15 protein-coding genes, 1 tRNA gene and 1 pseudogene are annotated in these 21,745 nt (G+C 65.2%); 5 read left to right on the top strand and 12 right to left on the bottom strand.

The window, feature by feature from the left end:
• The 6 genes from AB0H00_RS19355 to AB0H00_RS19330 all read right to left on the bottom strand — a co-directional run.
• On the bottom strand, positions 1 to 2,495 hold a 2,495-nt coding region (locus AB0H00_RS19355), incomplete at its 3' end, for an NAD-glutamate dehydrogenase domain-containing protein (protein ID WP_357267903.1).
• A 192-nt stretch (positions 2,496 to 2,687) separates the two neighbouring features.
• Positions 2,688 to 2,810, bottom strand: coding sequence for a hypothetical protein (locus AB0H00_RS19350; RefSeq protein WP_357267902.1), 123 nt, complete (start codon positions 2,808 to 2,810; stop codon positions 2,688 to 2,690).
• A gap of 172 nt (positions 2,811 to 2,982) precedes the next feature.
• The gene (gene ettA, locus AB0H00_RS19345; RefSeq protein WP_357267900.1) at positions 2,983 to 4,659 is read right to left on the bottom strand and encodes an energy-dependent translational throttle protein EttA; all 1,677 of its coding nucleotides are present in this window, start codon (positions 4,657 to 4,659) and stop codon (positions 2,983 to 2,985) included.
• Between the two features lie 81 nt (positions 4,660 to 4,740).
• Complete coding sequence (locus AB0H00_RS19340; RefSeq protein WP_357267898.1) at positions 4,741 to 5,238, bottom strand: single-stranded DNA-binding protein; 498 nt, start codon at positions 5,236 to 5,238, stop codon at positions 4,741 to 4,743.
• A 348-nt stretch (positions 5,239 to 5,586) separates the two neighbouring features.
• A complete protein-coding gene (locus AB0H00_RS19335; protein WP_357267896.1) occupies positions 5,587 to 6,507 on the bottom strand; it encodes a serine/threonine dehydratase in 921 nt (306 codons plus the stop codon).
• A 44-nt stretch (positions 6,508 to 6,551) separates the two neighbouring features.
• Positions 6,552 to 8,585: a cytochrome c oxidase assembly protein gene (locus AB0H00_RS19330; protein WP_357267894.1), complete on the bottom strand. Its 2,034-nt coding sequence runs from the start codon at positions 8,583 to 8,585 to the stop codon at positions 6,552 to 6,554.
• A gap of 200 nt (positions 8,586 to 8,785) precedes the next feature.
• On the opposite strand from AB0H00_RS19330, the gene AB0H00_RS19325 reads away from it, so the two are divergent.
• Together AB0H00_RS19325 and AB0H00_RS19320 are read left to right on the top strand one after the other, a co-directional pair.
• Positions 8,786 to 8,859: transfer RNA gene (locus AB0H00_RS19325), tRNA-Arg, on the top strand.
• 415 nt (positions 8,860 to 9,274) lie between these two features.
• The gene (locus AB0H00_RS19320) at positions 9,275 to 9,898 is read left to right on the top strand and encodes a tyrosine-type recombinase/integrase (RefSeq protein ID WP_357267892.1); all 624 of its coding nucleotides are present in this window, start codon (positions 9,275 to 9,277) and stop codon (positions 9,896 to 9,898) included.
• Between the two features lie 482 nt (positions 9,899 to 10,380).
• Here AB0H00_RS19320 and AB0H00_RS19315 read toward each other — a convergent pair whose 3' ends face one another.
• From AB0H00_RS19315 to AB0H00_RS19295, 5 genes and pseudogenes are all read right to left on the bottom strand, one after another.
• Positions 10,381 to 11,034: a class F sortase gene (locus tag AB0H00_RS19315; protein WP_357267891.1), complete on the bottom strand. Its 654-nt coding sequence runs from the start codon at positions 11,032 to 11,034 to the stop codon at positions 10,381 to 10,383.
• A 40-nt stretch (positions 11,035 to 11,074) separates the two neighbouring features.
• A complete protein-coding gene (locus AB0H00_RS19310; protein ID WP_357267922.1) occupies positions 11,075 to 11,536 on the bottom strand; it encodes a hypothetical protein in 462 nt (153 codons plus the stop codon).
• Between the two features lie 268 nt (positions 11,537 to 11,804).
• A pseudogene (locus AB0H00_RS19305) lies at positions 11,805 to 12,452 on the bottom strand (ice-binding family protein); the annotation flags it as partial.
• A 436-nt stretch (positions 12,453 to 12,888) separates the two neighbouring features.
• Entirely contained in the window at positions 12,889 to 13,950 is a 1,062-nt protein-coding gene (locus tag AB0H00_RS19300; protein WP_357267889.1) for a zinc-binding dehydrogenase, read from the bottom strand.
• A 37-nt stretch (positions 13,951 to 13,987) separates the two neighbouring features.
• Complete coding sequence (locus tag AB0H00_RS19295) at positions 13,988 to 15,427, bottom strand: MFS transporter (RefSeq protein ID WP_357267887.1); 1,440 nt, start codon at positions 15,425 to 15,427, stop codon at positions 13,988 to 13,990.
• Between the two features lie 163 nt (positions 15,428 to 15,590).
• Here AB0H00_RS19295 and AB0H00_RS19290 point away from each other — a divergent pair, with 163 nt between their 5' ends.
• Positions 15,591 to 16,070, top strand: coding sequence for a MarR family transcriptional regulator (locus AB0H00_RS19290; RefSeq protein WP_357267885.1), 480 nt, complete (start codon positions 15,591 to 15,593; stop codon positions 16,068 to 16,070).
• On the opposite strand, the gene AB0H00_RS19285 is transcribed toward AB0H00_RS19290, so the two are convergent.
• The gene (locus AB0H00_RS19285; protein WP_357267883.1) at positions 15,991 to 16,485 is read right to left on the bottom strand and encodes a hypothetical protein; all 495 of its coding nucleotides are present in this window, start codon (positions 16,483 to 16,485) and stop codon (positions 15,991 to 15,993) included. The genes AB0H00_RS19290 and AB0H00_RS19285 overlap by 80 nt on opposite strands.
• Before the next feature lie 466 nt (positions 16,486 to 16,951).
• Here AB0H00_RS19285 and AB0H00_RS19280 point away from each other — a divergent pair, with 466 nt between their 5' ends.
• Both AB0H00_RS19280 and AB0H00_RS19275 read left to right on the top strand, forming a co-directional pair.
• Complete coding sequence (locus AB0H00_RS19280; protein WP_357267881.1) at positions 16,952 to 18,820, top strand: type VII secretion target; 1,869 nt, start codon at positions 16,952 to 16,954, stop codon at positions 18,818 to 18,820.
• A gap of 518 nt (positions 18,821 to 19,338) precedes the next feature.
• Complete coding sequence (locus AB0H00_RS19275) at positions 19,339 to 21,621, top strand: hypothetical protein (RefSeq protein WP_357267879.1); 2,283 nt, start codon at positions 19,339 to 19,341, stop codon at positions 21,619 to 21,621.
• Positions 21,622 to 21,745 lie beyond the last annotated feature (124 nt).

The following is a 21,745-nucleotide window of genomic DNA, read 5'->3' as shown; positions in this document are numbered from 1 at the left end:
GAACCGAAACGCAAATGCACACCCTCCACCCTGGGGGAATACACGAAAATCTCGAACTGCGGCCTCGGCTTCGGCAACTCCGCAATCGCATGCGGCTCCACCTTCACCGAGACGTAGTCGCGCGACACACCTTCGGCGTCGGTTACGTAATAGTTGGTGCGCAGTGTCGCCTTGATCAGGCCGAGAATCGCGCGCAGGATGCGGTCCGCATCGAGGCTGACGACCTCGTCGATCCGGCCGTGCACCTGGGTCTCCAGCGCGGAAGCGTGTTCGGCGGAGACGGTGTCCGGATCGAAGCGCGCCGCGAACAGGTCGACGAACAGCCGCGCGACATCCGGATAGGTCAGCAGCACGCGGCAGATGTTCGCCTGGCTATACGGAAAACCGGTTTGCTGCAGATACTTCGCGTAGGTGCGCAAGATCGAAACGGCACGCCATGGCAGCCGGGCGCGTAGCACGAGCTCGTTGAGACCGTCGGCCTCGGCGCGGCCGTACCATACTGCCTCGACGGCGCCGATGAACCGCTCACGCAGCCCGCGCACCTCCGACTCCAGCACGTCAGCGCGCTTGGAGGATTCGAGCAGCTCAGCGTCCAGGTCTCGGTCCAGCGAGCTGCGCAGCAGCTCGGGCCGGGCAAGCAAACCGAAGTCGTATATCCACCGTTCACCAGTGGCGCCGCCGGCACCGTCCGGCGGCGTCTCCAGCACGATCCGGTACGGCCGCTCGTCCACCACCTCGACGCCCAGGCTCTGCAGCACCGGAAGTACCTGGCTCAGCGAGATCCCGCTGCCGCCGACGTAGAGGGTGAAGCGCCAAGAACCCGGCTCCGACTCCGCTTTGCGGTAGAGGTGTTGGTCGATGCCGCCGTCACGCAGCCGTTCCAGACGCACGATGTCGGCGAGGGCGCGGCCGGAAGCGAAGTCCTGCTTGTAGCCTTCGGGGAAGGCTCCCGCGTAGCGCTGCACCACGGCGGGGTCGAGCACCGTCGACGTGCTCACCGCGTCGTTCAGGTGGTCTTCCCAGGTCCGGCTCGCCTCGGCGAGCAGATTCTGGAGACGCAGCCGGTTGGGTTCGGAGGTGTCCGCGGCCGGCGGTGAATGGCGCGCGACACCGAACTCGGCTTCGGGCATGCGCACCGTGAAATACACCCGGGCCAAATCACTTTCGCCCACCCGCGCGGAATAGTCGATGGAGACACCACCCAGTTCGCGGACCAGGATGTCCTGCATCTCCAGCCGCACCCTGGTGGTGTAACGGTCGCGCGGGAGGTAGACCAGGCAGGCGACGAAACGACCATAGGTGTCCGCTCGCAGGAACAGCCGCACCTGCCGGCGCAGGCCCACGTTCAGTACGGCAGCGGCGGTGCGCCGCAGCGTCTCGGCATCGGAGGAGAACAGTTCGGTCCGCGGGAAGGACTGGATGACCTCGAGCATCGCCTGACCGGAGAACGACTCGAGGTCGAACCCGCTCTCCTCGATCACCGAACGCACCCTGCGCTCGATCACCGGGATATCCAGCACGTTCTCGTGCACGGCGGTGACGGTGAAGACGCCGATGAACAGGTGCTCGCCGATGATCGTTCCGGTCTCGTCGAAGTCGGCGACGCCGACGAAGTACGGGTACGCCGAGCGGTGCACGGTGGCGGGGACCAAACCCTGGGTCAGCATGAGCAGCGGCCGATCGCCACCGTTGACCGGCACCTGGAAATCGGTACCGACATCTGGGCGAAGCACGCCCAGGCAGGTCCCGGGCAGGGCGTTGGATGTCTCCTGCCCTTGGGCGCCGCTCAGGCGGTAGCGGGCGTAGCCGAGCACGGTGAAGTTTCCATGCGCCAGCCAGCGCAGCAGGTCGGCGGTGTCGACGAGGTCGGTGGCACTGAACGGTGCGGTCCCGGATTTCGCGGCGAACTCCAGGTCTTCGGCAAGCCTGCTCTGCACGTCCTTGATGGCCTCGGTGTCGCCGATCACTTGGCGCACGTCGGCGACCACGTCCGGCATGGCGGCCTCCACCTTGGCCAGCAGCGCCGGACTGGTCGACGGGTGAAGTTGCACATGCATCCACGATTCGCTCAGCCCGGTCGGGCTGGTGCCGTCCACCTCGTGCGCGGCAGCGTGCGTCAACCGTCCGTCCGCGTCCCGGTCGACCTCGAAGATCGGGTGGATCACCTCGCTCACGCTGACGCCGATCCGGCTCAGGGATGAGGTGATCGATTCCACAAGCAGCGGCATGTCATCGGTGACCAGCTGTACCGCGGCACCGATGCCCGAGCCGTCGTCCTGGTGGTACACCCGCACCAGGGCGCGACCGGCGGGACGCGTCATCGCCAGCTCGGTGTGCCGGCGGAAAATCTGAGTGATCCCGGTGATCGCACAGTCCACATCGCCCGCGTCGACGTGGCGGAAGTACGCCTCCTCGAGCGTCGCGAGGTCGCCGCGCAGTGACTGCGGCAAACTCGCAGCCCACGCCGCGCTGGACAATTCGGACGAGACCGTCATTTTTTCGCCAACTCCCTCGGATATCGGTTCCGTAACAAAGCGACGCCGGTCCGAGAGTAGCTGTGCGCCGAAGACGCAGGGGGTGAATTCCCTTCAAATCCCTGGGTGTTCACCACAACCACTGTGTTCGCCGTTCGTTTGCCAAGTTCGAACGGATGACCTCGGCTCAGTACAAGATCGGACCGGCGAACGTCAGGTGAGCGCGAGAGGTCGTATCCGCGGCGGCCACGGCGCCGCATCGGTACCTCGGGTCAGCTCGGCCAACACTTCGGCGGTCGGGGCCACCGATTGCTCGAACTGCGCCTGCGCATTCACAACTCCCACCCTAGCGAGCTACGCGTGGGTAGGTGTCACTCCTGTTCCGGGTTGCCGATGTCACTTGTCAGCGGCACGTCCTGGCGCGATCGCGCACGGCGTTTCTGAGGACTTCGGGTCTCGGCAACTTCGGTAGGGCGGTGCGGAAATTGCCCCGCCCTACCGGCAGGACTCAGCCGCGCGTCAGCTTGCGGTGCGTAACCCGGTGTGGACGAGCCGCTTCCAGGCCGAGACGCTCGATCTTGTTGGCCTCGTACGCTTCGAAGTTGCCCTCGAACCAGAACCACTCGGCCTCGTTGTCGGAGTCGCCCTCCCACGCGAGGATGTGGGTGCAGGTGCGGTCGAGGAACCAGCGATCATGGGAAATCACCACGGCACAGCCAGGGAACTGCTCGAGGGCATGCTCCAGCGAACCTAGGGTTTCCACGTCGAGGTCGTTGGTCGGCTCATCCAGCAGGATCAGGTTGCCGCCTTGCTTGAGTGTCATCGCCAGGTTCAGGCGGTTGCGCTCACCACCGGAGAGCACGCCCGCGGGCTTCTGCTGGTCCGGGCCCTTGAAACCGAACGCGCTGACGTAGGCGCGCGACGGCATCTCCTGTTGGCCGACCTCGATGAAGTCCAGCCCGTCGGAGACCACCTGCCACACCGTCTTCTTCGGGTCGATGCCCGCACGATTCTGGTCGACGTAGCTCAACTTGACCGTCTCGCCGACCTTGACGATGCCACTGTCGGGCTGCTCGAGCCCGACGATGGTCTTGAAAAGCGTGGTCTTACCGACACCGTTCGGGCCGATGACACCGACGATGCCGTTACGCGGCAAAGTGAAGGAGAGGTCCTTGATCAGCTGACGGTCGCCGAAGCCCTTGTCCAAGTGCTCGACCTCCACAACCACGCTACCCAGGCGCGGTCCCGCGGGAATCTGGATCTCCTCGAAATCCAACTTCCGCATCTTCTCGGCCTCGGCCGCCATCTCCTCGTACCGACCGAGGCGGGCCTTGTTCTTGGCCTGGCGGGCCTTGGCGCCGGAACGCACCCAGGCGAGTTCTTCCTTGAGCCGCTTCTGCAGCTTCTGGTCCTTTTTGCCCTGCACCTCGAGGCGCTCGGCCTTCTTCTCCAGATAGGTGGAGTAGTTGCCCTCGTACGGATAGGCGCGGCCGCGATCCAGTTCGAGAATCCACTGAGCCACGTTGTCCAGGAAGTACCGGTCGTGGGTTACCGCGAGTACGGCGCCCTGGTACTGGGCCAGGTGTTGCTCGAGCCAGTTCACGCTCTCGGCGTCCAAGTGGTTGGTGGGCTCGTCGAGCAGCAACAAGTCGGGCTTGCTCAGCAGCAGCTTGCACAGTGCGACCCGGCGACGCTCACCGCCGGAGAGGCTGGTGACCGGCTCGTCCGGCGGCGGACAGCGCAGCGCGTCCATGGCCTGTTCGAGCTGGGAGTCGAGGTCCCAGGCGTCGGCGTGGTCCAGGTCCTCCTGCAACTTGCCCATCTCCTCCATGAGCTCGTCGGAGTAGTCGGTGGCCATCAGCTCGGCGATCTCGTTGAAGCGGTCGAGCTTCACCTTGATCTCACCGAGCCCCTCCTCGACGTTGCCGCGGACGGACTTCTCCTCGTTCAGCGGGGGCTCCTGCTGAAGGATGCCGACCGTGGCGCCGGAGGCGAGGAACGCGTCGCCGTTGTTGGGCTGGTCCAGTCCGGCCATGATCTTCAGCACGCTGGATTTACCCGCGCCGTTCGGGCCGACGACGCCGATTTTGGCGCCGGGAAGGAAGTTCAAGGTGACGTCGTCGAGCACGACTTTGTCGCCGTGCGCCTTGCGAACCTTCTTCATCTGATAAATGAACTCAGCCATAAGTGTGAAGCCTATCGGTGTGAGAGATAAGGGGACGAAGCAGAGCTACCACTACCGCCGGGACGAAACCGATGCTTGCGGTCACGCGTCGACGGGCTCGGGTTCACTGCTGCGGGGCGGTACCGAAGAGACGGCTTCGACATTTTCCCCCAGCACGTCGCCGGCAGACACCCGACTTTCAGCGCTCTGGTGCGCCGTAGTATTCCGCGGCGCCGAGTCCGACCATCGCGTTACCTGTGCGGCGCAGCGGGACAGGTCAGGGCCGACGGCGACGGCACGCATCTCCAGATCCCGGCGCTCCACGCCGTCCTTGCTCCGATACTCGTGCGAGCGCAGCTGTCCGTGCGCGATGATCGGGTCCCCGCGGCGCAGGGACGCATCGACACCGGCTACCAGCCTGCGCCAGCAGCTGACGGTGAGGTACAGCGTGCCGTTGTCCACCCACTCCCCCGTCGTGTGATCCAGTCGGCGGGAATTGCTCGCCATCCGGAATGTGACCACCTGATCGCCATTGGTCAGATCCCGCTTGATCGGATGGGTCACGACAGTTCCGATCACGGTCGCGTTCGCCTCGTACATGATTACGTCCCTCTATCTGATCCGGGCTACCCGGACGTCCTCCCCCTCCAGGAGGGCCCCTCCAGCATGCGCCGAAGCTGGATGCCTTGGACGACACCCATCCGAGAATGTGGACAACTTCCCGACCTGTGAAGAACAGGTTTTTCACCTGGTGTGTTGCGCGCCGAACCGCGGAACCGGCGGCTTATCCGATGACCACTCACTCGTATCGGCACAGTGATGCGCACCCGTCACACTGATCGAGGGCCCGGCGCGCCGAAGTCCGCGAACCACCGGACCGGCCGACCTATTGTCGAGCCCGCGTAACCACCGACCAGCCGACCGTCGCAGGCGACGAACACCACGTCGTCAGAGGACCGCCACGTCGGTGTTGGCGCCGCACAGCACGACGACCGGGCGTTCGTCGGGCTCCGGGACGTACGCCCCGCTCTGGATGGCGGCCAGCGCCGCGGCGCCGCTCAGCTCGACGAGAATGCGGAACTCGCGCCACAGGTACTCCCGGGCCGCCACGATCGCGTCGTCGGTGACCAGCAGCGAACGCACGCCATAGCGTCGGGCGATGTCAAGCGCGATGTCGCTGATCCTCGTGGCGCCCAGCGAATCCGTGGCAAGGCGAGGACCTCGGACGTCCACCGGGCGGTTCGCGTCCAACGCGGCCTGAAGAGTGGGGCTACCCTCCGGCTCGACCCCGATCACCTGCTGACGACGGCCCAACGCGGCCGCCATCCCTGCGACCAGTCCGCCGCCGCCCACTGCGGCCAGCACCGAAGGTCGCCCGCGAACCTGTTCTTCGAGTTCCAGCCCGACCACTCCGGCGCCGGCGACCACTGCGGCCATGTCGTGCCCATGCAATCGCAGCGCGCCGCGTTCGGCGGCGAACTCGACGGCGTGACGCAGCGCCTCGGCGTAAGTCGCTCCGTACCAGAGCACTTCGGCGCCGTGCGACCACATCGCGGCGACCTTGGTGTGTGGCGCCGTCTCGGGGACGACCACGGTGCAGGACTTGCCGAGCCGCGCGGCCACCAAGGCGGCGGCGATACCCGCGTTGCCGCCGGAGGCGATCACGACCTGATCGGTGCCTTCCCCGGACTCCAGCAGTGCGTTGAAGATGCCGCGCACCTTGAACGTCCCTCCGTGCTGGAGGTGTTCGAGCTTCATCGTCACGGGCACCGGACCGGACGGGCTTGCGACGGAGGTGTGAAAGACCGGCGTCTTGCGGACCTGACCGGCCATTCGTCTTCGCGCGGATCGCACGTCCGACCGTTCCACCCGCCCCACCGGCCTGTGCTGAGAGACCGTGCTGGCGCATTCATTCACTGACGCAGTTCTCCATCTCGCTTGGCCAGTTCGGCGAACATCGCGTTGTGCGCGGCGAGGGCGGCGTCGTGGTCGCGTTCGGCGGCCCGATCGGTCCGCTGTGCCAGCCGCTGATCGCTGCGGGACCATTGGATCAGCAGGGCGAGCATCACCACCACCAGCGGCACCTCTCCGCTGGCCCAGGCCAGGCCGCCGCCGGTGCGCTGGTCGCCGAGCAGGTCGGCGTTCCAGCCGATCCCGAGGCCGCGATAGAACCAGCCGCCGAGCACCGTGGTCATGCTCATCAGCGCGATGCCGAAGAACGCGTGGAACGGCAGCGATCCGAACACCATGCCGAGCTTGGTGAGCGGTTGCACCTGCCGAGGCTTGGGGTCGATGCCGATCACCACCCAGTAGAACAGGTAGCCGCTGAGCAGAAAGTGCACGTTCATCATCAGGTGCGCCGCATGCGAGTCCGCGAACGAATCGAAGATGCCGCCCAGGTACAGCGCGTAGAAACCGCCGACGAAGATCACCGCCGCCACGATCGGGTGGGTCAGGAAGCGCGACACCGGATTGTGCACCGCGGCCACAAGCCATTCCCGCGGTCCTGGAGCACCGCCGCGGCCGGCCGGCGGTAGCGCCCGCAGCGCCAGCGTCACCGCGCCGCCCAGCGCGAAGAGGATCGGCGCCAGCATCGACAGCGCCATGTGCGCCCCCATATGCACGCTGAACATCGCGGGCGCATACCGGCCGACTCCGGACGAGGTCGCCACCAGCAGCACCACGCAGCCAGACAGCCAAGCGACGGTACGCCCGACCGGCCATGCGTCCCCACGCGCACGCAGCCGCCGTACGCCCAGGACATACAGCACAGCAAGCACGATCGACAGCGTTCCGAAAATCAGATCGAAGCGCCAGTCGAACAGCAACCGCGCGAGTGTCGGAGGCCCGAGCAGGTCGTAGCCGAGTTCGACTTCGGACGGTGTCGGGACCGTCTCCGGCGGCGGCGGCGGAGTGCGGCCGAGCCCGACCGCGAGGCCCATGGTCGCCGCGAAAATCAGCACCTCGACACCGGCGAAGCGGACGAGCGCCGCTCGATCGCCGGGGTCCGCCGCGAGCGCGGGTAGCGCGGCGCGTCGCTGCAGGTAGCCGAACGCACCGAGCAGCATCAGTGCCACGGCCTTGGCCAGTACCAACCGGCCATAAGTCGTGGTGAACAGCTCGTCCAGCGGCACCCGCACCCAGGAGTTGATCACGCCGCTGACCCCTATCACGACGAACGCAATCGTCGCGGTCAGCGAGAAGCGGCGGGCGGCAAGATCGGTGCCCCCGCCGCCACGCAGCGCGTGCGCCAGCACCGCGAACAGACCGCCGACCCAGATGGCGGACGAAACCAGGTGCAGGATCAGGCTGTTGGTGGCGACATCGTGCGAACCGCCCGAGGAGGAGTGTCCGGTCAACGCCAACGGCATCATCGTGATGATCGACGCCCCGAACAGCACCGGCGTCCAGCCCCAGCGCAACGCCAGCCTGCATCCGACCGCGACGATCAGCGCGAAAACCACCGTTGTGCGCCAAGCGCCCGCCAGCGCGATCTGGCCGATCGCACGCCACAGTTCTTCCGGCCACAGGTTGTCGCCGACCGGCTGCCCTGTGGTATCCGACACAGTCAGCGGCACGAGCAGTGCCGCGCAGGACGCCCAGACCATCGCGAAATTCGACGCCCGACGCACCGCGCGGTACCCGCCGACATCGAGCAGACCGTTGGGCTGTGGTGGGACGAGGAACGCCGCGAACAGCAGCGAGCCGACAGTCAGCGCCGCCGACAGATCGGCGAGCGCCCGCACCGCGGGCAGTCCGTAAGTGGTCAGCGAGCCCGGGTCGGGGATGCCGAGCAGACTGAGCGCCTGCGCTGCCGACAGCCCGACCACCAGCGCCGCGACCACTGCCGCGATCGCACCGGCCAGCGCGGTCACCGTCGCGAACATAGCCCCGGACCGAGCGACCCCGGATTCAGGAGTGACCGACGGGGCCTGAGCTGACGACATACGACTGAGCGTAGTTCGGCAATACATCCATGGCCCGGTCGGGTTTCGGCCGATAATTCTGGGCGCGGATCACCGGGCGCACCGAGTACTGTCGTTGGATGGGTGGAACGTTCCTGACGCTGAGAACCCAGCGACCTGGACGATCGTTATGATTGCGGCGCTGGACAGAACGGCCATCGTCGGCCATGGTGGAACCCGCTGCCTCCGTAGCTCAGTTGGATAGAGCAAGGGCCTTCTAATCCCTAGGTCGCAGGTTCGATTCCTGCCGGGGGCGCAGCACCCCTGTGACCTGCACAAACATCGGGCCACAGGGGTATTACCCACCTAGCACAATGCTCAAACGTAGACTTCCTGCATGGGGAGCGATTTCGAGGATCCGGCCGAGCTAGCTGAGGACTTCGCGAGCGAGTTGCGGCAGCACAACAAGTCCGCGGGGAACGATCCACACCTACTGCCGCGACATCCGGTACTTCAGCGAGTTCCTCAACTCGCGGGAGCTTCCGACAACGGCAGAGCAACTCACCCGGGAGAACCTCGGCGCCTACATCGAAGACACCCTCACCCGCACCAACCGACGCAGCGGCAGGCCAATAACTCCTGAGTACGCTCACCGGCAATACCGCAGCCTTCAGCAGTTCTGCAAGTACCTGGTCGCGGAGGACATCCTGGCCGCAGACCCCTTCTACAGGATGACCCCTCCAATCGTCCCAGAGAAACCGATTCCGGTACCCAAGCTCGACACACTTCGGAAGTTGCTTGCCGAGTGCGAGGGGACCAACTTTGAGAGCCGCCGCGGCACAGCGATCATCCGTCTGCTTGCTGATTCCGGGCCTCGCATCGGCGAACTCGCACCGCTCGACATCGATGCAATCGAATTCACCGAGAACACCGTGCTGGTCCTTGGCAAGGGGCGCCGGCCACGTACCCTGCCGTTCAGTGACAAGACGAGAACTGCGTTGCGTCGCTATCTCCGCGCCCGCGCTAGCCACCGTTGGGCAGTGAATGACAACCCCGCGTTGTGGCTAGGCCAGCAAGGCCGGATGACCGCGTCAGGCATTCAACAGATGATCGAACGTCGAGCCACTTCCGCTGGCCTCGACCATCTTCATCCGCATCAGTTCCGACATTTCTTCGCGCACAACTGGCTGGCGATTGGTGGCCAGGAACAGGATTTGATGATGCTGGCAGGCTGGCGTTCACGACAGATGATCGGCAGGTATGGGGCATCTGTGGCGGACGAACATGCACGTGACGCGCACCGTCGCGCCCGTCTTGGCGATCAGATTCAAGGCTTGCGAGTCAGCACACCTTAAGAGCTAGTGACCGTGGTTAGACGGATCGATTAATGGATTTGATCCCGGACGAACCAACCTTGCAGGAACTCGGAGAACCCTCAGGTTCCGCCCGCCATCGGACACCAAATGACGTCGACATATCAGCATTGATCCCTGTCGGCGGGCTGACAGGACCCACTTGTTCGGAGATTCTGTCGCGTCAACATGCGGCTCGGCGGCGGTCTTCGGCATGTACCGCTGCGCAACGCCCCAGCCTGCGGGTGTATCGAGCCACCCTTGCAGGATTGGATGGTCCCAGTAGCGGGTCGGCATTCCTCGCCTGACCTCGATCGCTGCCAGGCGTTCAACGAGTGAACTCGACGGCTGAGTCGAACAAACGACTAGGAACCCCGAGGCTCCGTGTTCGTCAACGGCATCGGCAATCCCGCCATGAGATCCGATATATCCTCGGCGTCGACAGACCGCCCACTACCGCTGTTGGCCAATGCATTGTGCTTGCTTTATGGGGCGCCGACGGCAGCGGCTGGGTCGGTTTCGGTCAGCGAGGTATAGGCCACGATGTTGGATTGGTAGCTTCGGGTCTCATGGTCGAATTCACCGCCGCAGGTGACCAACTGCAATGCGCTGTGGCCATGCGATCCATACACTTCTTGGGCCGGGAATTCCGTCTTCGGGTACGTCTCGACCTTGGTGACGGCGAAACGTACTGTCCGGCCGTCACTCAAGCTCACCTCGATCTCAGCGCCTGCTTCCAGAGACGGAAGCCGGTGGAACACGGCCGGACCGTCGAAGGAATCGGCGTGACCCAGGATCACCGCCGAACCCGGCTGGCCGGGCGAAGGCCCGAACTTGTACCACCCTGGCTTCTGGAAATCGGTGGGTACCTCGACGGTTTCGTCGGGATTGAGTCCGAGCGTGACGAGTGAGGTGTCCACTCCGATGGAGGGGATACGCAGCGCCACCGGTACCGGGAATTCGGGCTCCGGACCCGCGGCACCAGACGGCGTAGCTGGTCCGGAGACCGGCGGCGATGCGGCTTCCGGCGAACCCGAATCCTGCTGGCCACGTGAGATCAGCACAAACAGTCCCATGACAGTGAGCAGCAGAACAGCGGCGAGCGCCCACCACTTTTTCCTTCGTCGCTCTCTCTTCATGGTGCCTCCAGATCCGAACTCGCTTGTCCCGGGGCCGAAGTCAACCCTCGCTGCCGCGTGCGCAGCCGGGCACCTCTACCAACCGCAACACCGGACCCGGCCAGGGGCAGACCCACCAGGGGCAGAAGAACCGCGCTGCCACGGGGAGGGGGAGCAGTTCCTCCCCCACCGGTTTCCGGATGACCCTTCGGAATGATGTAGCCATCCCCACCAGGGCCACCTTCGCCCTTGTCACCTGGACCACCCTCACCAGGGCCACCGGGTCCACCCTCACCAGGGCCACCGGGTCCACCCTCACCAGGGCCACCAGGTCCACCCTCACCAGGGCCACCAGGTCCACCCTCACCAGGGCCACCAGGTCCACCCCCACCAGGGCCACCAGGTCCACCCCCACCAGGACCACCAGGACCACCCCAATCACCTGGCCCACCGGGGCCACCCCAATAACCGGGACCACCAGGACCGACCCCACCAGGGCCAACCCCTCCAGGACCAATCCCACCCGGACCACCAGGCCCGCCGGGTCCACCAGGAATCGGAATCGGAATCGGGATAGGAATCGGGAGAGGAAGAACGGGGACCCCTACCGGCGGCGAAACGACGGTCGTCGTGGGGAGGCCTGTCGTGGTCGAGGTGGGCGGCGGGCCTGTCGTGGTCGTGGTCGGCGGCGGAGTAGTCGTCGAGGTCGGCGGGATGACGCAGTTCGGCCGCGTGATGACGTTGGTATCCAGGCTGACCTGGCCATTGCGGGCCAACACGCGCCCGTTCACGGTGGTTCCGGTCTGCACCGATATCGAAGTCAACGCCATGATCGTTCCGACGAAGGTGGTGTTGGTACCCAATGTCGCTGAGCTACCCACCTGCCAAAACACGTTGCACGGCGAAGCTCCGTTGATGAGGGCGACCGTGCTGTTCGACGCGGTGATCAACGTCGACCCGGCCTGGAAGATCCACACCGCGTTGGGATCGCCCTGCGCGTCCAGGGTGACCGTTCCGGTCAGACCCATTGGACCCGCGGTGTTGTATACACCCGCAACTAGGGTTAGCCCGCCGAGATCCGCCGGCACCCCGATGGCTGGCGTCCGGCCCGCCGCATCGTTGTACGCGGTCGTCAGATCGTTTTGTGCTTGCAACGCAACAGCATCAGCGACGTGCTGCGTTCCATTGATCACCGTTCCTGGCGGAAAGCCGGTTACCGCGCTCCCCGGGCTGACCCCGAGGTCCCCGGAAATGATCGTAGGACCGGTGTTGGTGACCGTGGTGCCCGCCAACACCGCGAAGGGTGTCGCGGTCCCCAACCCCACCGGGGGCTGCGCGGCCGACGCGACCCCTCCCCAAACCGCCAGTGTGATGACGGTCCCGGCAGCAATTACCAGCAATAGCCAACGACGTACTGGACCCCCACGCACGCAATGCATCAGTGATGGCACGGAAAAACCCCTCACATCGAACATCCCGGCTGATTGGACAACCCCTGCGATAACCTGGCGACAACAATCACACATGGAGGCGGCGATTTATCGCGCAGCGACGTGCAGTCGGCGTGTCGGCGACATCAACTCATAGGGAGGTCGTCAACATCACGCCAATATCAACGACTGCCAGCGACGACCCGTGAGCACGAAGCTCCGCTGCCGCGCTGGCCCCTGACAGTGTGACCAGTTCTACCGCGTTGCCCGGGCATCAGTCGCGGAACTCGCGGCGCTTGTGGAAGTGTCGTGATAATCGGATGTGCCGCAACTGCACACTCGAGGAAGCGCGAATAGCGGCTCGGTACTACGTATCGCCCCGAGTCGTGCTCGTCGGACTCGCGGCGACGCATCACTCGTTCGATGATCGAACGGGCTGCGCGTGCTAGTCGTCGAAGGTGACGACCACCTTCTCCGCCGCGCCCGGAGTCAGGGTGAGTTCGAAGGCATGCTCGACCTCCGAGAACGGAATCCTATGGCTGATCAGCCGGGCGAAACGCTCGGCGTGCTCGGCGATCTCGGGGGTCACCTCGAAGATCTCGGTGGAGTATCCCTGCGAGGCGATGATGCTCATCTCGCTGCGCAGCATCGCACCGATGTCGATCGGCTCCGGCTTCTTGTGCACCGCCACCATCACGAGCTTGGCGCCCCATTTGCCATTCCGCAGTGCGGTGTTCACGACGACGGGAACACCGGCGGCGTCGATGTAGATGTCGGTGTCGGGACGCGGCGCGCCGAGTGCGTTGCGGCCCTCGCCGTGCAGTTCGGTCAGCCGAGCTACCACATCCTCTGTCGAGGAGTCGATCACCGCGTCCGCCCCGACCGCCAGCGCGGTCTCCAACCGCGATGGGATCACATCGGCCACGATCACATGCTGCACGCCGCGCAGCTTCAGCCAGATTGTCGCGCCCAGACCGATCGGACCGGCACCGAACACCACTACCTTGTCGGACGGCCCGGCCTCCGAGCGGTTCACGCAATGCCGCGCCACCGCCATCGGCTCGTTCATCGCGGCGACCTCGAACGGTACCGAATCCGGTACCACAGCAACACTCTTGCCGACAATGGCGTCCGCGATGAGGAGGTATTCGTTCATACCACCCAGCGGGCCGCCGCAGCCGATGATCCCCGACGGCGCACCTTGCGGGTTGACCACCACGTGATCGCCGATCTTCAGCCCGGAGACCTCGGCACCTACCGCCACAATCTCGCCCGCCGGTTCGTGGCCGAGTACCACCGGCACCATCTGATCCGGGGCCAGCCCCTCGGTCCGCGCAGCGGCTTTGCTCCACGCCGCCGGCATGCCACCCATGTGGATGAATGTCACGTCGGTGCCGCAGATTCCACACGCCCGGATGCGCACCAGCGCATCCCTCGGCCCGGGTACGGGCCGTTCGATATCCACCACCTCGACCTTGCCCACAGCACCGGTCTGTACGGACTTCATCGTTGGCACGGTCAGCTGACTTTCTCCGGATGGAATATCAGACATGCTCTGCCACAAGCTTTTCGGCATCTTCAGAAGGCCCCGCGGAGACTGCTCGCCGGACGGGGATGGTCGCGGCGACAGCCGCGGCGACCAGTGCGACACCACAGCCGAGGAACAAACTGGTACGGAAGCCGTCCTCGGTGGGGATGCTGTGCCCGCCCACGGTCATGCTCATCTGCGCGAGCACGACGCCGATCACAGCAGCCGAGAACGAGGTACCCACCGAGCGCATCAAGGTGTTGAAGCTGTTGGCGGACGCCGTCTCCGACAGCGGCACCGCGGCCATGATCAGGGCGGGCATCGCGCCGTAGGCCAGGCCGACACCACTGTTGATGAGGCAGAGCGAGATCAGCAGACCCCAGGTCGAGCCCATCAGCACGGTCGAGGCGCCGTAACCCAGCGCGATCACCAACCCACCCGCGATCAAGGTGACCTTCGGGCCGCGCACCGCCGACAGGCGGGCGCCCATCGGGGAAATCACCATCATCATCAGGCCCGACGGAGCCATCCACAAACCCATCGCCATCATCGACTGCCCCAGGCCGTATCCGGTGACCGTCGGCGCCTGCAGCAGCTGCGGCACGGTCAGCATCGCCGCGTACATCGCGACGCCGACGACCAGGGAGGCCGCGTTGGTCAGCAACACAGGAGGCTGCGCGGTCACCCGCAGATCGACAAGGGGGTCGGCGATGCGCAGTTCCCACCAGCCCCAGACCAGCAGCAGCACGATCGCCGCCGCGAACAAAGCCAGAATCGTGCCACTTCCCCAGCCCAAAGCGGCGCCCTTGGACACCGCCAACAACAGGCACACCAGCCCAGCGCCCAGCCCCAGCGCGCCGACGATGTCGAAACTGCCGCTGGCCTTGATCGGCGAGTCCGGCACCACAACCCAAATCGCCACGGCGATAAGCGCGCACAAGACAGCGGAGGCCCAGAACAGCACTCGCCAGTTCGAATACTCGGCGACCGCCGAAGAGACCGGCAGCCCGAAGGCCGCGCCGATGCCCAGCGATGCGCTCAGCAGCGCCACCGCCGCTCCCAGCCGTTCGGCGGGGAGCACATCGCGCATCAGGCTGATCCCGATCGGCACGATGCCGACACCCATGCCCTGCAGGCCGCGGCCGACGATCATCGGCAGTACCGAGGACGACACCGCACAGACCACCGAGCCGGCGATCAGCGGCACTGTCGACAACAGCAGAACGCGACGCTTGCCATACAGGTCGCCGAGCCGCCCGGCCACCGGCGTGGCCACCGCCGCCACCAGCAACGTCGACGTCACCACCCACGACGCGTTCGACGCCGTCGTGTGCAGCAACTGCGGAAACTGCGCGATCAGCGGTATCACCACCGTCTGCATGATCGCCGCGGTGATGCCGGCAAACGCCAGCACTCCCACGATTCCGCCCGCTCGGGCGGATTCAGGCTTGTCCACACCAACCTCCAGAAGATCGCATGTCATTCAGACGTGCATAATGCACTTGACATGCAGTATGCATACAATGTGTATGATGCACAAACCGGCTGTGACACATTTCCCCTGTGGTATACCGACACTCGTCTGCGATGCGAGGCGCACAGGTCGACGAAAGGACAGCATGGACAAGCCCACAGACCAGGTCGAGTTCGAGGCCATGCTGCTCGGCCGCTACACGATCAACCCGCAGTATCCCCAGGAGACCGGCCTGCTCGAACGCAGCGCATACCTGCTGCTCAGCAGGCTCAGCATGGAGGGCCCGATGTCCATCGGACAGCTCTGCGACGCGTTCGGCCTGAACAGCTCGACCATCAACCGCCAGACCACCGCCTTGCTACGTGCCGGGCTCGTCGAACGCATTCCCGACCCCGATGGCGGCATGGCCCGCAAATTCCGCATCACCACGAAGGGTCGGCGACGGTTCGACACCGAACGCGCCACCAAAGTCACCGGCCTCGACGACATCATGCAAGACTGGGCGCCCGAAGACGTCGCCGCCTTCGCCGGATACCTGCGGCGCTTCAATCGCGATATCGAGCATCGGCGCGGACAACCGTGGCCGCGGCCCGAACCCGTGCGCCCGGACCTCGCAAGCAGCTGACCGCATAAGCACTGAGCGACGCCGCGTCCCACAGCATGACCTCTGCGAGACCGCGATCGAGAGCCTCGAGCACACCGCACTGGATACGATCGTCCGTTGCGACCAGCGCCCCGGCCAAGGCGATCGCGTCCGGTCGCCCATCATTGGTGGGCGAGCCAAGCGCCAGCTCCAGCTCGTTCGCCCCGAGAATCCGCAGCGGCAAGGCATCCGCCGGGTTGTGGACCAGGACGGTCGCATCCCATCCGGCTAGTACCCGATCGAACAACCAACCTCCGGCGAAGCGCACTGCATCGACCACGCTGGGAGCCACCACGGCCAGCCGGTATTTCAACGCATGGCGGCCTGACGTCGACTCGCGCGCGAGTGAGCGCGCACAGCTCTGACACACCTTGGTCAGTGAATCGAAGGGGCCCACCGAGAACCTTGCCCGGTGGAATCTCCGCATGGGGAGCGAATTCGATGATCCCGCCGAGCTGGCGACTTTCGCGATCGAGTCGCGGTGGCACAACAAATCATGGGGGACGGTTCGCGTTCGTGGCTATCAGGCTTTGTTGTGGCCCGCGCACAGATACACGAATGCGTCCGTGCGACCATCCCTTTCGGTGCTGGAGGTGGCGCCGTCACGGTAGTGGGCCGCCCAGAAAACACGATGGATGTTCGCAAGTGACCGATTCATTTGCGGAAACGCCGAAACGGCAGTGGTTTCAGCGGCCATGGGCAGATCGGGCGGCAACGGAATGGCATCAGGCGGCGCAGACGTCGGATCGGGACACGAACCCGGCCCGTGTCGAGACGTCGAGCCGACCTCACGTTCAGCGTCCCACGGATGGGAAGTAAGGACAATGAATATCTGGCGCCACGGAGGAAGGGTCGTCTGACATATGCCGGACCGTCTGGACATGGATCCCAACGTGCTCCGCCGCCTGGCCGACGGCCACGACGCGGCCGCGGAGCGGACCCGGGCCTGGGCACGGCAACCGAAGGACTGGCTGAAGAACTTCCGCGCCAGCTACGGCCCGATCGCCACGCCGGTGGAGCGGGCAATGGTGCGCTACTACGGGGCTCGGGAACGCGCCGGCAACGCGATGGCCGACCAACACGACCGCGCGGCACGGAACTTGCGTGAGGCCGCCGACTCGTTCGAGCGGGCCGACGACGAAAACTCCCGGCGGATCCGCGAGTCGATAGTGGATCCGGGTGGCCCCGACAGACGGACCCCGATATCCGAACCCAGCCCGGACGCACCGCCACCGCCGGGCCCTGCCGCACCGCCACCGAACCCGAGCGGTCCTCCACCAGGCCCGAGCGGCCCTCCGGGAGGGAACCCGATAATTGCCGGTGGTCCGCCAACCGGACCGGGCGACCCCTTTGCGCCGCCCAGTCCCGGCCTCTCGGTTCCGCCGGTATCAGGACCGGTCGGTACCACTGCTCCCCCACTCACCGCGCCGGGACCGACTCGCGATGTCCTGCCTGGCCCGGCCGCGGTACCGACCGGAGAAGCAGTGGCGTCACCGGGTGGTGGGCCATCCGGCCCCGGTAGCGGGCCATCCGGCCCTTATGGTGGGCCATCCGGCCCCGGTGGCGGGCCATCGGCGCCATCCCCGCCCGGTGGCGGAGCACGATCCAGCCCTGCGATTCCCCCGTTCTCAGCGGCGGTGGCGGCCCGGAAACGCGCCGCCGACCCCGCGTATGTAGTCGGCGAACCGGTGAACGACGATCTGCTGATCGCCCGCACCCTGCTGGCCGCTGTATTGGGGGCGACGGAGTCGGTGGTGGCCGGTGTGGCGTGGGCAGTGGCGGTACTACGCGGCCCGTCCGGCGCGGGACTGTTCATCACCACCAACGAGGGCCGCGGGTGGCTGCCGGCGGGCGTGTTCTTGCCTCGCGAGGTGTCCAGCCCGTGGCTCTGGGATGAGCTGCTCGACGACGGCACCGGCAGCCCATCCACCGCCTGGGAGGGTATCGCCGATCCCGCCCGGGTGCTGGTGGAGTTCGGCCGGGTGTGGGGACCGAAGGCCGGTGCCGCGCTCACCGCACTGGTGTCGTCCGGACCGATCGATCCTGGACTGCGCGCCCAGCTCGGCAACGCCGCCACCGAGGGCATGGTAGGTCCCGCCCACGACCTCGACCTGCGGGTACCTACCGCCGATACGGCCGACCGGCTGGGGCTGACCGGATCCGTCGATGCCCTGGAACACGTTGCCTCGGTGCCCGATACGCAGCGGCGGGACCGCTGTCTGGAACTAGCCGCTGACGCGCACGTGCGCCTCGGCCGCACGGGGCCCATTCCGCCGGAGGCAGACGAAGCGGCGCGATGGCGTGACCGGATCCTGGCGCGTCTGCAAGCCAGGCAGGAGGTTCCACGGCAGTGGTGGAACGAGCTGCGCGATGCCGATGATTGGCTCGCCGCGAGCCTGCTGACCCGCCGCCTCGATGTGGCCCGCGTCGGCCTCGGTGGTCTGCGCGTCGAGGCCAGCGCGGATGCCTTGCGTGCCCTCGCCTTCCAGCGCCGCTGCAACGAACTGGTCCTGCTGCTGGACGGCAAACCAGGCTGGCAGCAGTTGCGGGACGAGGTGTACGCCCACGAGCAGGTGGTGAAACATCCGGCGTTCGCGGATGTTCGGGCGGTGGTGGCGGCGCCGGAAAGCCGCCGGTATGAACGGCCTCTTGCCGTGCAACAGGTTACAGCGGAATCGAATGAACGTGCCGTGCCGCCGACTGTGCCGCATCCGATACCTCGGTCGACGTAGTTCGTTCGATTTCAGGCCTGGTCGATCATGAGCGTCTCCTGCCGCGCAAGACGGACCGAGACGTCGGCGGTGTTCGTGACGGCGTGCTGGCGTGCGTGATCGAACATCTCGTCGTTTCGCACGGCGAACAGGCAGTGGCCGCCGAAGGCAAAGAAGGACCCGTCGACTCCGGCCCGGCTGCTCTGTCGGCGTCCGCGGCATCGGACTGTAATTCGTAACTCGCCGAATTCGATGCTCGACCGTGAACTCGATCAGGAGTTCTCTCGGATCTTTGCGGAGCAAGTCTCAACTAAGCGTAAAGAATCTCACGGAGATACGCCTCAAGTAAGCGTAAAAGGTATCTTTCCGACTTGCCTGGTGTCGATAATTGGTCGATGCTGGATAAAATTGTGAGTATTCAGATCGCCAGAGCATGGTGGCGCTGCACGTAATGGAAAGCAATTCGGTCGATCGGTCGCGGTACCGCGACCGAGGCAGCGGCAATTGCTGCATCGACTCCCACCCACCGAGGGGGATGCATGTCATTTAAAAAATATTGGCAGTATAAAGATGACGGTTCGGAACCTGAAGAGCTGGACTCCCCTCCCGATTCGGGCTATTACTACGAGACCACGTACGACGGCGACCCTACCACGAATCATGGGGCTCTCCCGGTTGTCAGCGTTACCCTGCATGACCCAGATGGCAATGTCGTCGAATCAGAAGACAGCCTCCGTGATCTTGAATATATCGTCAACAGCGATGGCGAGAAATATGAGACACAGTGGGACGGCCAGCAGCTTAATCTAAACTCTGATAAACCGCTGGATGAGCCGCCGCTGGGTGCGGCGGAGCCAGACCAGCCGTCGGCCGTTGAAGACGAGCTTCCAGCTGTTGAAGATCGCCGTGGTGACCGGCTGGAGCCCGGGGAGAAGCTGGCCTCGGAAGATTCCCCAGAGGTCGCGGACGGCAAGGCGCGCAGTTCGATCACCAACGACGACTACACGCTGTCGCTGAACTCCGATAACGAGCTGATCCTCACCCTCAAAGATGGCGACAAAGAATATCAGCTTTGGGGTTATTCCGGAGCCGACGTCGCGGATCTGTTGTCGGACCCGAACAACGATGTCAAGCTCGGGGTGGATGGCAGTATCAAGGTCATCAATCGCGAGACCGGCGAGGTGCTGAGGGTCATCCGCGAAGCGGACGACACCAAGCATGTGGAGCTGGTGCTGCTGTACCACCCGCCGGCGGAGTCGGAGCCGTTGCGCATCGCGATCAACGAAGCGCAGAAGTGTCTGCAGCTGCAGGTGGACTGCTTCGGCAAGGGGAAGGCCTCACTGGCCGAGGATGTCGCGGACTGGCTGCAGAACGAGGGATTGCTCGACAAGGACAATGAATCGTCGACCACCGACTCCCACAATTCTTATCTCAACGCAGACACTCAGGTCAAGAACCACTTCAAAGACCTGGACGAGAAGATCCGGTCGATCGCCGTCTCTACCGAAGAGCAAACAATCGACGGCGTCAATTCCATAATGGCCGCGATCGATGAACTCGACGAACAGCTGCGTGCGATCGATGCCCTGAAAGACGTACAAAACAAGTCCGTGGGAACGATGGGATCTCATACCTACCAGCAAATTCTGCCGGACCTGGAGGAAGAACTCTTCACGGCGATCGACAAGACCGTGGAGGACGTCGATAAGATCGTCGACGACGCGCAGCAGGCCAACGAGGAAAACGAGAGAGAAGTCGACGAGAATTCGCCCGAGTACAAGTCCGGATACGAGGACGGGTATCAGGCCGGGCTGGGCGATGCCGGAGGTCAGCCGCCGCTGGCGACCACCGAAGATTTCGTCGCCCAGACCGACTACAGCGACGTGTTCGGTGATCTCATGAACGCCGGCCTGACCGATGGGCTGACCGATGGGCTGACTAATGGCTTGACCGACGCCTCAGGTACCACGGGGGATGGTTCTTCGCTGTTCGACCAGTTGAGGGACAGCTTGACCGGGGGGGCGGTACCTGCCGCCGCCGCAGGTGCAGGGGTAGGCGCGGCCGCTGGGGTCGCTGGCTCCAATTCGATGATGGGCATGATGATGCCGATGATGATGATGCAGATGATGTCGCAGATGATGCAGCAGGCTCAGCAGAAAGACCAAGAACGTTCCCAGCGGGAGCGTGAGCAAGAGGCCCAGGAACAAGAGGACCGGCACAAGCAGCAGGAGCAGGCCACCGCGCAGCAGCAGGCGACCGTCGCCACAGCCGCCCAGCAGACAGCCACCGCCGACCCCGCCGCGACCGCACCCCCACCGATCGGCGGGTCCGGTGCCATGGTGGACATGCGACTGCCGAACGGAGCCACCCAAAAGGTTTCCGCCGCGGTGGCCGAGGCGGTCAACCGAGAGTTCAACAACCCCAACGGCAGCGACGCCCGCGCCGCCTACGCCGGCACACTCGGCGAATCGACCTCCGGCCACACCTGGACGACGATCGACAGCGCGAGCCTGCGCACCGGCGACATCGTGCAATGGGAGAACCGATCCGCGATCGCGGTAGTCACCGACGACGGACTGCACTACATCACCAACGGTCAACTCGTCCCCCTCGACCCCCACAACCCCGTCGACGACAACCACGGCCCCTACGGCGCCTTCCAAGGCTTCTTCCACCCCACCGGCGTCGACGCCACCACCGCACCGACCGACACCCACCCCACCGCCCCACCCACCATCGACATGAACCAATCCACCCCCACCGCACCACCACCCATCACCGCCCCCACCTCCCAAGTCGCCGCCCCCGCCATCCCCGGCTGACCACCACCCACAACAACTACCTGACCACACCACCCCCACCGAAACGACCAGCGACCAACCAACCATCACCACAGCGGCATTCGATCCTGGTCGCCTCAGCGGATCCCACGAGCGATTTCGGCGG

This window comes from Nocardia sp. NPDC023852 (assembly GCF_040639505.1).
Classification (GTDB): domain Bacteria; phylum Actinomycetota; class Actinomycetes; order Mycobacteriales; family Mycobacteriaceae; genus Nocardia.
Note: the sequence above shows the minus strand (reverse complement) of the source record. Positions and strands in the feature narration are given on the sequence as shown.